Annotated in this window: 13 protein-coding genes; 7 read left to right on the top strand and 6 right to left on the bottom strand. The window is 65.7% G+C overall.

What is annotated here, in order from left to right; all coding sequences use genetic code 11:
- Positions 1 to 8: 8 nt before the first annotated feature.
- Positions 9 to 728, top strand: a complete 720-nt coding sequence (locus LLW23_RS14475) for an SDR family NAD(P)-dependent oxidoreductase (RefSeq protein ID WP_228946200.1) — start codon at positions 9 to 11, stop codon at positions 726 to 728.
- A 15-nt stretch (positions 729 to 743) separates the two neighbouring features.
- On the opposite strand, the gene LLW23_RS14470 is transcribed toward LLW23_RS14475, so the two are convergent.
- The 4 genes from LLW23_RS14470 to LLW23_RS14455 all read right to left on the bottom strand — a co-directional run bounded on the left by LLW23_RS14470 (position 744) and on the right by LLW23_RS14455 (position 5,785).
- Complete coding sequence (locus LLW23_RS14470; RefSeq protein WP_228946199.1) at positions 744 to 1,955, bottom strand: serine hydrolase domain-containing protein; 1,212 nt, start codon at positions 1,953 to 1,955, stop codon at positions 744 to 746.
- Positions 1,952 to 3,160: an SAM-dependent methyltransferase gene (locus tag LLW23_RS14465; protein WP_228946198.1), complete on the bottom strand. Its 1,209-nt coding sequence runs from the start codon at positions 3,158 to 3,160 to the stop codon at positions 1,952 to 1,954. Before LLW23_RS14465 ends, LLW23_RS14470 begins: the two co-directional genes overlap by 4 nt.
- A 51-nt stretch (positions 3,161 to 3,211) precedes the next feature.
- The gene (locus tag LLW23_RS14460; RefSeq protein ID WP_228946197.1) at positions 3,212 to 4,561 is read right to left on the bottom strand and encodes a cryptochrome/photolyase family protein; all 1,350 of its coding nucleotides are present in this window, start codon (positions 4,559 to 4,561) and stop codon (positions 3,212 to 3,214) included.
- A gap of 237 nt (positions 4,562 to 4,798) precedes the next feature.
- On the bottom strand, positions 4,799 to 5,785 hold the full coding sequence (locus tag LLW23_RS14455) for a histone deacetylase family protein (protein ID WP_228946196.1): 987 nt from the start codon (positions 5,783 to 5,785) through the stop codon (positions 4,799 to 4,801).
- A gap of 43 nt (positions 5,786 to 5,828) precedes the next feature.
- On the opposite strand from LLW23_RS14455, the gene LLW23_RS14450 reads away from it, so the two are divergent.
- Entirely contained in the window at positions 5,829 to 6,842 is a 1,014-nt protein-coding gene (locus tag LLW23_RS14450) for an alpha/beta hydrolase (protein WP_228946195.1), read from the top strand.
- A 180-nt stretch (positions 6,843 to 7,022) separates the two neighbouring features.
- Here the strand turns inward: LLW23_RS14450 and ahcY are convergent, their stop codons facing one another.
- A complete protein-coding gene (ahcY, locus tag LLW23_RS14445) occupies positions 7,023 to 8,459 on the bottom strand; it encodes an adenosylhomocysteinase (protein WP_228946194.1) in 1,437 nt (478 codons plus the stop codon).
- Between the two features lie 207 nt (positions 8,460 to 8,666).
- Here ahcY and LLW23_RS14440 point away from each other — a divergent pair, with 207 nt between their 5' ends.
- The gene (locus tag LLW23_RS14440) at positions 8,667 to 8,894 is read left to right on the top strand and encodes a hypothetical protein (protein WP_228946193.1); all 228 of its coding nucleotides are present in this window, start codon (positions 8,667 to 8,669) and stop codon (positions 8,892 to 8,894) included.
- A 10-nt stretch (positions 8,895 to 8,904) separates the two neighbouring features.
- Here the strand turns inward: LLW23_RS14440 and LLW23_RS14435 are convergent, their stop codons facing one another.
- Complete coding sequence (locus tag LLW23_RS14435; protein WP_228946192.1) at positions 8,905 to 9,465, bottom strand: YqgE/AlgH family protein; 561 nt, start codon at positions 9,463 to 9,465, stop codon at positions 8,905 to 8,907.
- 111 nt (positions 9,466 to 9,576) lie between these two features.
- Between LLW23_RS14435 and LLW23_RS14430 the strand changes: the two genes are divergently transcribed.
- From LLW23_RS14430 to LLW23_RS14415, 4 genes are all read left to right on the top strand, one after another.
- Positions 9,577 to 10,056, top strand: a complete 480-nt coding sequence (locus LLW23_RS14430) for a peroxiredoxin (RefSeq protein WP_228946191.1) — start codon at positions 9,577 to 9,579, stop codon at positions 10,054 to 10,056.
- A 44-nt stretch (positions 10,057 to 10,100) separates the two neighbouring features.
- Entirely contained in the window at positions 10,101 to 10,355 is a 255-nt protein-coding gene (locus tag LLW23_RS14425; protein ID WP_228946190.1) for a hypothetical protein, read from the top strand.
- Between the two features lie 84 nt (positions 10,356 to 10,439).
- A complete protein-coding gene (locus tag LLW23_RS14420; RefSeq protein ID WP_228946189.1) occupies positions 10,440 to 11,870 on the top strand; it encodes an AMP nucleosidase in 1,431 nt (476 codons plus the stop codon).
- Positions 11,871 to 11,943: 73 nt separating this feature from the next.
- Positions 11,944 to 12,459 carry a hypothetical protein gene (locus LLW23_RS14415; RefSeq protein WP_228946188.1) on the top strand — a complete coding sequence of 172 codons (516 nt, stop codon included), beginning with the start codon at positions 11,944 to 11,946 and terminating at the stop codon, positions 12,457 to 12,459.
- Positions 12,460 to 12,505 lie beyond the last annotated feature (46 nt).

The raw sequence follows: 12,505 nt of genomic DNA, 5'->3' as shown, positions 1-12,505 counted from the left end.
TGTCCAGGATGACGATCGTGACTAAGCCTTTGGAAAATCAGCTCGCCCTCGTCACGGGCGCGAGCCGCGGGATCGGCGCCGCGACCGCGATCGCTTTGGGATCGCAGGGTGCGCACGTCATCGTCACTGCGCGCACCGCCAAGGCGCTGGAAGAGGTCGAGCAGACGATCTTTGATGCCGGCGGCTCCGCGACGATCGCTCCGCTCGACCTGACCGAGAATGACGCCATTGCACGTTTGGGCGCCGCAATCGGCGGGCGGTGGCAAGCGCTTGATATCTTAGTGCTTAATGCTGGAACGCTCGGCACTCTGGCGGCGGTTCCGGCGATCGATGCGAAGGAACTTGCGGCCGTCTTGACGCTCAACGTGTCTGCGCAAGCGGCGCTGATCCAGGCCTTCGACCCAATGCTGCGGCGGTCGGCGGCGGGTAAGGTCATAGGCGTCACCTCCTCGGTCGGGCGGCATCCTAGGGCTTATTGGGGGGCTTACGGGGCTTCCAAGGCGGCTTTCGAGACGTTGCTGGGGGCTTATGGCGACGAAGTGGGTGAGATCAGCTCCATTCGCACAATGATCCTAGATCCGGGTGCGACGCGCACCAAGATGCGCGCTCGCGCCTATCCCGGCGAGGATCCTGCCTCGGTGAAGCCGCCCGAGGTTATAGCAGACCGGATCACCGCGCTGGCCATCTCCGGCTTCGAGACGGGGCATTTTGAGCGCGTCGAGCGCTGACGCCCCGTCTAAGATTCACCGTCCCTTCGCCGCCACAAACAGCTTCTCCAGAAACGCGAGCCGCGCGCGTGACAGCGCGGAATCGGTGGCTTTGGGCCATGCACTGACCATCGCGATCACCGTACGCGATGCAGGATCGACGGTGATGCTTTGACCGAAAATCCCCTGCCCGCCGAATCGGCTCTCGGGATAGGTCCACCACTGATAACCATAGCCGAAGTCCGGGCGCTCGGTTGGCGCATGCGGCTTGGTCGCGTCGGCGAACCAGCCCGGCTGCACGATCCCTGCGCCGCCCTGAAGCGCCAGCTGCCCCATCCGCGCGTAGTCACGTAGCGACACCGACAGGCAGCAGCCAGCGACTTCCCTGCCGCTGCCATCGACCATCCAGAAGGCGTCGCGCTCCATACCGAAGCGCCGCCACACCGTTTCGCTGAGATATGTCGCGAGCGGCTTCTTCACAGCATTGCCGACGAGTACGCCAATGAGATTCGTCTCGCCGGTCTTGTAGACCCATTTTGCGCCCGGCGCGGTTTCACGGGGCAAAGTGCGCATGTAGGCGACTGTCGGGTCCATGCCCGGCGGGACCGGGATCGAGAACATGCGCGCTACGTCGGATTGCGGATCGGTGTAATCCTCGTTCCACTTCACGCCCGACGTCATCGTCAACAGCTGCGCGATAGTGACCCCGTCATAGCCACTGCCGGCGAGATCCGGGATGTACTTGGTGACGGGCTCGTCGACGGACTTGATGAAGCCATCGCGGATCGCCGCCCCGACGAGCGTTGAGGTAAACGACTTGGCGACCGAAAAGCTCGTCCACCGCCCCTCACGCGTCAGGCCGCGGGCATACCGCTCCAGCCGGACCGATCCGTCCTGGACCACGATCAGCCCAGCGACGTTGTTGGCGGCGATGAAGGCATCGATCTCAGCGGCTGGTACCGGCAGCGGTAGCCCGGCGGGCAATGGGCTCGGCTTGCGGCTGGCACTTACGACACGACCGGGGAACAGCGCTTCCATGTTGGGGAAGTTGCGATCGCGCTGTTCCTGCGACCAGAAGAGCACATCAGCGCCGACCTGTTGCAGCTTGTCGCGGTTGGCGTCGGTAAGGGCTACGCCCGCCATCTTGGACTGGCTGTTCGCGGCCGGAGCACCACCACTCGCCCGCATGTCGGCGCAACCGGCCAGCAACAGCGCGGCGGACGCCGCCCCCAAAAAGAACCCCTTCATAACCCCTCCCTCTTCATCGTTATCTGGACGACATCGATTCCGCCCCCGCGGAACCCACCTTCGCAATACATCAGGTAATAGCGCCACAGTTCGACGAAGCCGCGGTCAAATCGCGCCGGCAGACGTCCAGCGGCGGCGGCGGCCTCGAACTGTTCCCGCCACAGACGCAGCGTCTGGGCATAATCCTGACCGAAGGCGTGGCGATCCTGCCATGTCAGCCCGGCTTCGGCGGCGAGCGCGCGGAAGCGCGGTTCGTGAATCAGCATGCCGCCGGGGAACACGAACGCCTGGATGAAATCGACGTTGGTGGAATAGGCCGGCCAGACATCATCGGCGATCTTGATGAACTGCAACGCGGCTCGGCCACCCGGCTTCAGCGCGCGCGCCACCGCCGCCAGGTAGTCGCGCCAGAACGGCTCGCCCACCGACTCGACCATCTCGACCGAGGCGACCGCGTCATATTGCCCGGTCACGTCGCGATAATCGGTGAGCGACACCGCGACCGGCAGCCCGCGCGTCCGCTCAGCGACAACTCGCTGCTGCTCGGTGGCGAGCGTGATCGCGCGCACTTTGAGGCCGCGGCGTGCGGCGGCTTCGGCGAGCGAGCCCCAGCCGCAGCCAATCTCGAGTAAGATTCCGCCGGGTGGCACCGCGACCCGATCGAGGATCGCGTCGATCTTGCGCCGCTGTGCGCGCTCGAGCGACTCATTGCCGGCAAACAATGCGCTGGAATAGGTCATGGATGGATCGAGCCAGGCTTCGAAGAAGTCGTTGCCGAGATCATAGTGCGCGGCGATGTTGCGGCGGGCGTTGCTGCGGTCATTGCGGCGCAGCAGGTGGAGCACGCGCGCGGCGATCCGGGCGCCGCTCTTGGCGCGGGCGATGCTGCCCAGCATCGTGCGGTTGCGCATGAACAGATCGAAGATCGGTACGGGATCGGGGCTGGTCCAGTCGCCGGCGGCCCATGCTTCGTACCAGCCGATCGAACCGCCGGTGATCAGCCGCCGCAGTGCGCGCCAGCGGACGATTGTTACGATCGCCAAGGGCCCGTCGCGACGACCGCCGATTAGTCGGCGGGTGCCGTCCGGCACTGCTGCCTCGATCGCGCCTTCTTCGAGGCCGGCATCGATCCGATCGAGGATGCGATGGTACAGCGGGGCGACGCGGCGTGCCCATCTTCCTCCCGGCGCCGGATGTTCGACCATGCCATGCATCGATCGCGCTCATGCACTTGCGACGCGTCTGGCGAAAGAGGGTCAGCGCACCTCGCGGCCGGCGGCGAGCGCGCGCTCACGGGCCTCGCGATGACCAATGATCTTCGGGGGATAGGAAGCAGGGCGACAGCCGGCCGTCTCGGGATCGTGGATCGCTTCGTCCGACAGCTTGCGCAGCTCGGGCACCCACTGGCGGATATAGTCGGCGGCGGCGAACTTCTCGGACTGGACGAGCGGGGCCATGATGCGGCCGAACATGTTCGAATCGACCCCGGTGCCGGAGATCCACTGCCAGTTGACACTGTTGTTGCCGTAATCGGCGTCGACCAGCGTATCCCAGAACCACCGCTCGCCTTCGCGCCAGTCGATCAGCAAATGCTTTACGAGGAAGCTTGCGGCGATCATCCGAACGCGGTTGTGCATCCAGCCGGTCGCCCAGAGCTGCCGCATTCCGGCATCGACGATCGGATAGCCGGTGCGGCCACGCTGCCATGCCTCCAGGTCGTCCGGCGCGCGGCGCCATGGCAAGCGATCGAAGCGCGGGCGGCCATTTTCGTCGGCGTAGCGCGGCATCGCCAGAACGACACCGGAGGTAAAGTCGCGCCAGGCGAGTTCACGGTCAAACGCAGCATCGCGCACGCCGCGCTCGCTGAGCGCATGCCAGACCTGGCGCGGCGACACTTCGCCGTGGTGGAGATGCGGGGAGAAACGCGAGGTGCCCTCCACCGACGGCATGTTGCGCTGATGCTCGTAATCGGCGCCGACGTCGGCGAACGCTTCGAGAGCAGCGGCGACGCCGGCCTCGCCGGGAGTCCAGATGTCGAAGCCGCCGGCCCAGTTCGGCTTCGTCGGCAGCAAGTGCCAATCGTCGAGCTTGTCGCTCGCGGGCCACTTCTCGGGTGCTGGGATCTCCCTCGGCGCGGCAAGCGGTTCTTCGGGCGGGAGCGTGGCGGACAGCGCTTTCCAAAATGACGAGAACACCTTGAAGGGCGCGCCGGCGCCGGTTGTGATCTCGCGCATCGGCCGCAAGTGATTGCCGTCGTGCAACGTCAGGCGGTCGCCGAGTTCGTCCTCCGCAGCGCGCCACCAGGGTTCGTAATGGCGGATGGCGTGGATTGCGTCGGCGCCGGTCTCGTCAACGATCGTGCGCAGCGCCGCGACGACGGGGCCACGGCGCAGGATGAGCCGGCTGCCGTGTTTGCGCAGCGACTTATCGAGTGCGGCGAGGCTGTGATGCAGCCACCAGCGTTGCGCGCTGCCGATGCGCCAATCGCCGGGCGCCTCGTCGTCGAGGACATAAACCGGGATCACCGCCCCGGCTGCTGCTGCGGCTACAAGTGCGGGCTGATCTTCGAGGCGGAGATCCTGGCGGAGCCAGACGAGCGCGGTCATCGCGGCACTACGCCGCTGGCCGCAGCGCGGTTCCGCTGCCGGGGCGAGCGCGCGAGGAGCGAGTCGCTGGTGGCTGGCAAGTCGTTCATAAGGCTGGCCTTGTTGGGCGAATGTTGAGGAAGTTGAGGAGGTCGCGCGGGTGTGCAGCAGGCTTTGACTGCCCCTCTCCCCTGCCCTCTCCCCGCGAGCGGAGAGGGGGAGTCGGTGCGCGTCTTACTGTCTCAGGCAGGGCGGTCTTCATTCCGGGGAGGATACGCGCTTTGCCCCGGCGTAGGACACCAGGTTTTGACCGTCCGCGTGCTCGTTGACCTCGCGTTCCCCAGCAAACCATGCGGTTTCGTAGGCACGGCCGAGGCGCAGGATGACGTTAACGTGGCGGCGGGCGATCGCCAGCACGTCGTCACCATAGCCACCGCCGACGGTGCTCGCGAGCGGGATGCGCGCGGCGAGCGCGAGCCGGGCGACGAGCAGGTCTCGCCGCGCAAGGCCGGCATCGGTGAGCGCGAGGCGGCCGAGGCGATCTCCAGCAAAGGGATCGACGCCGCCCTGGTAGAGAATGAGATCGGGGGCGAAGTTCGCGAGCAACGGCGGGAGCGTGCGTTCGAGTTCGGCACAATAATTGTCGTCGTCGATGCCGTCCGGGAGCGGCACGTCAAGCGTCGAGCGCGCCTTGCGGACGGGGAAGTTCTTCTCGGCATGAATCGAGTAAGTCGCGATGTTCGGGCGGCCGGCGGTGAGCGCGGCGGTGCCGTCACCCTGGTGGACATCGACGTCAACGATCAGGATGCGGTAGCCCTGGTCGGCGAGTTGCACCGCGGCGACCGCGAGATCGTTGAAGACGCAATAGCCAGCGCCAGTGTCGGCGAGCGCATGGTGGCTGCCGCCAGCGGTGTTGGCGGCGAAGCCGTGGCGTAACGCGAGCTGCGCGGCAAGATACGTGCCCCCGGGGACAACCTGCGCGCGCTGCGCGACGGTCGGCGTGACGGGGAAGCCGATGCGGCGTTCCTTCGCGTGCGGGACGCGGGCGTCGAGCACTTCGGCCACATACTCGGGATCATGGACTGCCTCGAGCCAGCCGATGGGTGCAGCATCAGGAGTGTGCCAGGCGATCCCCTGCCCCTCCGCCTGCAGCAGATCGCGGATCGCGCCGTTCTTGCCCCAGCGGTAGGTCGACTTCGCAGCGGAGACCGCGACGTAATCGGGATGATGGACGACAGCGATCATCTGCGCCACCATAGGTTGCAAAAGCACAGCTGAGGAGAGCCGCATGACCGACACCCTGATCCGCGACACCGAGACCGCCGCCAAGCCCGCCCCGTTCGTGCGCCCGGACGTGCGCGGGTTCCTCGATTACCTGAACGCCGTGCCCGGCCCCAAGACGCATGAGGGCACCGCCGAGGCCGCGCGCGCGATGTATATCGCGATGAAGGACATCGCCGACCCGCCGGTCGGCACGCTTGGCACGGTCAAGGATCTCGTCATCCCCGGCCCGGCCGGCGACATCCCGGCGCGGCTGTTCGACCCGCGCGAGACGCGCGAACCCAGCCCGGTTGTGGTGTTCTTCCACGGCGGCGGGTTCGTGATCGGCAATATCGACACGCATGCGAGCTTCACCGCCGAAATGGCGCGGCAGCTCGATTTGCCAGTGGTGTCGATCGATTACCGGCTTGCGCCCGAAGCGCCGTGGCCGGCTGCGCCGGAGGATTGCGAGGCGGCGGCGCGCTGGGTCGCATCGAGCCCGGCGGAGCTGGGGCGGACCGCCACCAGCCTCGTGCTGTCGGGCGACAGCGCGGGCGGCACGCTGACGATCACCACCGCGATGGCGCTGCGCGACGATGCGGCCGCGGTGCCGGTGATCGTCCAGGCGCCGATCTATCCGGCGGCGGACATGAACAAGGAATATCCCTCGTTCGACGATTTCGCCGATGGCTTCCTGCTGACGCGTGAGACGATGAACTGGTTCGCCGATCATTATCGCGCGGATTTTACGCATTTCCGCGGTTCGCCGATGGTCGGCGCGCTGACCGGGCTGCCGCCGGCGGTGGTGATCACCGCCAGCCTCGATCCGATCCGCGACCAGGGCCGCGCCTATGCCGCAGCGCTTGTGCTGGCGGGCGTGCCGGTGACGTATCGCGAGGCGGTGGGCAACATTCACGGCTTCATCACGCTGCGCCAGGCGGTGCCGTCGGGTGCTGGCGATGTGGCTGGGTATCTTGCGGCGGTGAAGGATGCGATCGTCGAGGCCGAGGGGCAGCGGGTGATGGTGCAGGCGGCGGGGTAATTGCCTCGGCACTAGCACTAGCGCCGTCATACCGGCCTTGTGCCGGCATCCACCGTGCGGTGTAACCAGCGACCGTTGGATTTGCGGCACGGTGGATGCCGGGACAAGCCCGGCATGACAAAAAAGGGGGGGCGAGCCTTGCGGCCCGCCCCCTTTTCCAAACCTACAACCGCTGACCGATCAGTAGCGGTAATGGTCGGGCTTGAACGGACCTTCGACCGGCACGCCGATGTAGCCGGCCTGCTTCGGGGTGAGCTGCGACAGCTTCACGCCGAGCTTCTCAAGGTGAAGCGCCGCGACCTTCTCGTCGAGGTGCTTGGGCAGGACGTACACTTCGTTCTTATAGTTCTCGGACTTGGTCCAAAGCTCGATCTGCGCGAGCGTCTGGTTGGTGAACGAAGCCGACATCACGAACGACGGATGGCCGGTCGCGCAGCCGAGGTTCACCAAGCGGCCCTTGGCGAGGATGATGATCTGCTTGCCGTCCGGGAACTTCACCAGATCGGTGCCTGGCTTCACCTCGGTCCACTCGTAGTTGGAGAGGGCAGCGATCTGGATCTCGCTGTCGAAGTGGCCGATGTTGCACACGATGCTCATCGGCTTCATCGCCGCGATATGATCGGCGGTGATCACGTCGGCGTTGCCCGTCGCGGTGACGAAGATGTCGGCGCGGGTGACCGCCTCTTCCATCGTCACGACCTCGAAGCCCTCCATCGCCGCCTGCAGCGCGCAGATCGGATCGACTTCAGTGACCATCACACGCGCGCCGCCGTTACGCAGCGACTGTGCCGAGCCCTTGCCGACATCGCCGAAGCCGGCGACGCAAGCGACCTTGCCGGCGAGCATCACGTCGGTTGCGCGACGGATCGCGTCGACCAGCGATTCCTTGCAGCCGTAGAGGTTGTCAAACTTCGACTTGGTGACCGAGTCGTTGACGTTGATCGCGGGGAACGGCAGCTCGCCCTTCTTGGCGATCTCGTACAGGCGGTGGACGCCGGTGGTGGTCTCTTCCGAGACGCCCTTCAGGTTCTTGACCGTCTCGGTCAGATAGCCCGGATACTTGGCAATGAATGCCTTGAGCGCGCGCTGGAACTCGACTTCCTCGTCATTCTCGGGCTCGCCCAGCGTGTGGCCGGCTTCAAGCTTGGCACCCCAGAGTGCGAACATCGTGGCGTCGCCGCCGTCGTCGAGGATGATGTTGGCGGTCTGGCCGGCCGTCGCGCTGTTGGCGTCGGCACCCCAGTTGAAAATGTCGCCGACATAATCCCAATAATCCGCGAGGCTCTCGCCCTTGATCGCGAACACCGGCACGCCGGTCGCAGCGATGGCTGCGGCGGCGTGGTCCTGCGTCGAGAAGATGTTGCAGGTCGCCCAGCGAACATCGGCGCCGAGCGCAGTCAGCGTCTCGATCAGCACCGCGGTCTGGATCGTCATGTGGAGCGAGCCGGTGATGCGCGCGCCCTTGAGCGGCTGCGACGGACCGAATTCGGTGCGCAATGCCATCAGGCCCGGCATCTCGGTTTCGGCAATGTTGATCTCGGCGCGGCCGAAATCGGCGAGGCTGATGTCAGCGACGACATAGTCGTTGGCGGTGGGGCGATCGAGGACGGTGGCCACAACGGGTCTCCAGAATTGTGACGCCGACCAAGGCGCAATCACCGGCCGGCATAAGCGAGCGCATAGCCGCATGAGGCGCCGAATACAAATATAAAGATATCTTTATATGTGAGCGGGCCATGCTTCAGTCGAGTTGATCCGTGGCACGCCGAAGGGAACTTATGTCCGGCGTGGAGATTTTCACGCCGGCAATTCGGGGAAACAAAAATGGCTTTGAGCGCGATAATCGGTGCGGCGATCGGCAGTGCAATCGACGGTGCGGACGGCGACGATTCGACGCTGGACGGCGCGCTTGGCGGCGCCGTCGCGGGGTTCGCGATCCGCGCGCTGACGCCGATGTTGCTCACCTATGCCACGGGGTGGCTGGTGCTGCACGGGATCGGCAAGGCTAAGGACGCGATCTTCGAGGGCAAGCCGAAGCCTGCGCGCGGATAACGCTAGAGTCTCAGGCGTGGCCGCTTTCGGTGCCGAGCAGTCGCGGATCAATCCCGGCTGCGGCGAAGCCGCGCGCCCAGCGGTCGGCGGCGTCAGTCTCGAACAGCATCGCATCGTCGTCGGTGACGTTCAGCCAGCCGTGGCGCGTCATCTCGCCATCCAACTGCCCCGCGCTCCAGCCCGCATAACCCAACGCGACCAGCCAGCGCGACGGCCCTTTGCCGCTGGCGATCGCACGCAAGGCATCGAGCGTGCCCGAAAGGGCCCATTTGCCCGCGACGTCGATCGTATCCTGCCCGCCCCAGTCGCGCGAATGGAGCACGAATCCACGCCGCGTTTCGACCGGGCCGCCAAAGTGGATCGGCGCATCGGGCGCGTCACCGGGATCGATCTCGACCTGCTTGAGCACGTCGTGAAGCCCCAATCCGGCGATCCGCGCGCCGATCCCGATGCCGACCGCGCCCTTCTCGTCATGCGCGCAAACCGCGATCACGGCCTGGGCAAAACGCGGGTCCGAAATGCCGGGCATGGCGAGGAGGAACTGGCCGGTGAGAAAGGTCGCGGTTTCCATGGCTTCATCTTCTAGTCCGCCGCGCGCCGCATCGCCACGCTTGAAAACGCCGCCCGTGCTTGCAACGTAGCAGCGCGGCGCACCGTCCGCGTGCGTGAGGAGATATTCGATATGACGATCAACGTCGGCGACAAACTGCCCAAAACGACCCTCGTCAAGGCGACCGAGAACGGGCCGGAGGCGGTCGATTCGGAGGAGTATTTCAAGGGCCGTCGGGTCGCGCTGTTCGCGGTGCCGGGCGCCTTCACGCCGACGTGCTCGGCCAAGCACCTGCCCGGCTTCATCGAGAAGGGTGACGAGCTGAAGGCGAAGGGAATCGACGAGGTGGTCTGCACCTCGGTCAACGACCCGTTCGTGCTGGGCGCATGGTCCAAATCGACCAATGCCGGCGCGATCACGATGCTGGCCGACGGCAACGGCGACTTCGCCGAAGGGCTCGGGCTGACGATGGACGGCTCGAAGTTCGGGCTTGGCACGCGCAGCCAGCGTTATTCGATGGTCGTCAACGACGGCGTGGTTGAGCAGCTCAACGTCGAGGCACCGGGCGAGTTCAAGGTGAGCTCGGCCGACCATCTGCTCGGAAACCTCTAACTCATGTGTGCGTTGGTCGTAGCGGTTCCGTAAGGAGATTTGCCATGGCCAACGCGACACAGAACGACCAGAAGGACAGCGCCTCGATTGCCGAGCGCGCACGCGAAGTTGCGGCGGGCGCGAGCGAGAAAGTGAGCGCTGCTGCATCGTCGACCGTTGAAGCGGCGAAGGAGCATCCCATTGCGGCCGCTGGGATCGTCGCCGGGGTTGCCGCCGCTGTCGGCGGCGCAGCTTATGCTGCGTCCAAGCTCGGCGCAGACGACGGCAAGCCATCGAGCAAGCCGAAGTCGGCGCAGTAAATTCCATCGACATGCCGGGCATGCCCGGCATGTCGATCTGGAGCTCGTCTTGCCAGCGTCATCCTTGCGACTTAACAGTCCGCGATGACTGCACATGACATCGTCGCCGAGCTTGACCGGTTGTACACCGGCGCCGTTTCGCGCCTTCAGACCGCGCTTGATACGTATCTAAGGACTGGGGTCGCTCCATCGCTTGAAACGCGGCGCGACGGATCCTTCGCTTACCCCGAGATACGCCTGAGTTTTCACGGCGGCGAGGATCGACCAGCGCCGCTGCGTTCCTACGGACGCTTGGTGACGCAGGGCGAATACCGCATTTCGGTTACCAAGCCGGCGTTATTCGCGGACTATCTGATCGAGCAGCTGACGCTGCTGATCGAGGATTACGACGTAACTGTGGCCGCGGTGGCTGGCGCGACCGAGATCCCCTTCCCTTATGTGCTCGACGCTGGCCATGCGCTGAGCCTCGACGAAGTCTCTGCGTCCGAGTTGGCGCGGCACTTCCCGGCCACCGAACTCGCGCATATCGGCGACGAAATTGCTGACGGGCTGTGGGCATCAATCGACGGGACGCGGCCGCTGGCGCTGTTTGATGGATTGCGCACCGATTTCAGCCTGGCGCGGCTGAGGCATTATACCGGCACCCCGCCCGAGCATGTGCAGCGGTTCGTATTGTTCACCAATTATCACCGCTACGTTGACGAGTTCGTGCGCTGGGCGGCCGCGCAGGTGGGCGGGGACAGCCGCTACACTTCACTGTCGGGTCCGGGCGGCGTACTCTTCCAGCGCGGTGACGATCCGGTGGCTCTCGATGACAGCGCGTGGCGACGGTTGCAGATGCCGGCTTACCACCTGATGGCGCCCGATCGCACGGGGATCACGCTGGTCAACATCGGCGTGGGGCCGTCGAACGCGAAGACGATCACCGACCACCTCGCGGTCACGCGGCCCGATGCGTGGATGATGATCGGGCACTGCGGCGGGCTTCGTCCGTCGCAGCGGATCGGCGATTACGTGCTCGCCCATGCCTATCTGCGTGACGACCATGTGCTTGACGACATGCTGCCGCCGGAAATCCCGGTTCCGGCGATCGCCGAGGTGCAGCAGGCGCTCGCGCGCGCGGCGGAGACGGTGACCGGGCAAAGCGGCGACGAACTCAAGCGCCGCCTGCGGACAGGCACGATCGTGACCACCGACGATCGCAACTGGGAGCTGCGCTACAGCCGCTCTGCGCTGCGCTTCTCGCTGAGCCGGGCGGTCGCGATCGACATGGAGTCGGCGACGATCGCCGGCCAGGGTTTCCGCTTCCGTGTGCCCTACGGGACGCTGCTGTGCGTGTCGGACAAGCCGCTGCATGGCGAGCTGAAGCTGCCGGGGCAGGCCAATCGCTTCTACGAGCGGGCGATTTCCGAGCATATGCGGATCGGCATCGAGACCTGCGAGGAGCTGCGCCGCGAGGGTCAGAAGCTGCACAGCCGCAAGCTGCGTGCGTTCAACGAGCCGCCATTCCGCTGACACCGTTGCGTCCAGGAAACGATTGCGCCACTCAGGACGTTAGTCCGCGATCAGTGACAGAAGGCAGCCCATCATGGCCGATAACGACGACACGAAAGCCGCCCCACCATCGCCAAAGCCACCGGCTCGCCGCGCACCGCGCAAGGCTGCGTCGCCGAAGCCAGTGACTGCTGCGATTACTGAGAAGCCGGCCGCGAGCAAGACGCGCCGCAAGCCGGTCGCTGCGAGCGAAGCACCTGCCAAGCCCGCCGTCGCGAAAGCGTCGGTTCCGCCCAAGCCACGGTCGTCCAAGCGCGCCACGCCGCCCACCAACCGCCCCGCGAAGCCGAAAGCCGAGGCGGCACCCGCGAAGAAAGACGGCGGCTGGCGCAACGCGGCGGCGATCGCGGGCGGGCTGGCAGCTGTAGGCGCCGCGGCCACAGCAGCGCTGCTTACGCTGCGTGGATCGACACCGAAGAAGGATGCACCTGCTGTCGAGCCGGTCGCATCGGTCGAGCCTGAAGATGGCGCTGCCCATATGCCGGATGGCACTGACGCGTCGAAGTCGTTCAGGGCAGGGATTGCGGACGAGAACACGATCCCGGAATGATGAAATGGCCGTCATCCCCACCGCTGCGGGGATGACGATCACACCA

Origin of the sequence: Sphingomonas radiodurans, assembly GCF_020866845.1 — a bacterium.
GTDB lineage: Bacteria > Pseudomonadota > Alphaproteobacteria > Sphingomonadales > Sphingomonadaceae > Sphingomonas > Sphingomonas radiodurans.
Note: the sequence above shows the minus strand (reverse complement) of the source record. Positions and strands in the feature narration are given on the sequence as shown.

Coding starts and splice junctions, on each gene's coding strand:
- LLW23_RS14465 (WP_228946198.1), bottom strand. CDS start 3,160: ATGGTCGAACATCCGGCGCCGGGAGGAAGATGGGCACGCCGCGTCGCC.
- LLW23_RS14455 (WP_228946196.1), bottom strand. CDS start 5,785: ATGATCGCTGTCGTCCATCATCCCGATTACGTCGCGGTCTCCGCTGCG.
- LLW23_RS14420 (WP_228946189.1), top strand. CDS start 10,440: ATGACTGCACATGACATCGTCGCCGAGCTTGACCGGTTGTACACCGGC.
- LLW23_RS14460 (WP_228946197.1), bottom strand. CDS start 4,561: ATGACCGCGCTCGTCTGGCTCCGCCAGGATCTCCGCCTCGAAGATCAG.
- LLW23_RS14450 (WP_228946195.1), top strand. CDS start 5,829: ATGACCGACACCCTGATCCGCGACACCGAGACCGCCGCCAAGCCCGCC.
- LLW23_RS14440 (WP_228946193.1), top strand. CDS start 8,667: ATGGCTTTGAGCGCGATAATCGGTGCGGCGATCGGCAGTGCAATCGAC.
- LLW23_RS14425 (WP_228946190.1), top strand. CDS start 10,101: ATGGCCAACGCGACACAGAACGACCAGAAGGACAGCGCCTCGATTGCC.
- LLW23_RS14475 (WP_228946200.1), top strand. CDS start 9: ATGACGATCGTGACTAAGCCTTTGGAAAATCAGCTCGCCCTCGTCACG.
- LLW23_RS14470 (WP_228946199.1), bottom strand. CDS start 1,955: ATGAAGGGGTTCTTTTTGGGGGCGGCGTCCGCCGCGCTGTTGCTGGCC.
- LLW23_RS14435 (WP_228946192.1), bottom strand. CDS start 9,465: ATGGAAACCGCGACCTTTCTCACCGGCCAGTTCCTCCTCGCCATGCCC.
- LLW23_RS14415 (WP_228946188.1), top strand. CDS start 11,944: ATGGCCGATAACGACGACACGAAAGCCGCCCCACCATCGCCAAAGCCA.
- LLW23_RS14430 (WP_228946191.1), top strand. CDS start 9,577: ATGACGATCAACGTCGGCGACAAACTGCCCAAAACGACCCTCGTCAAG.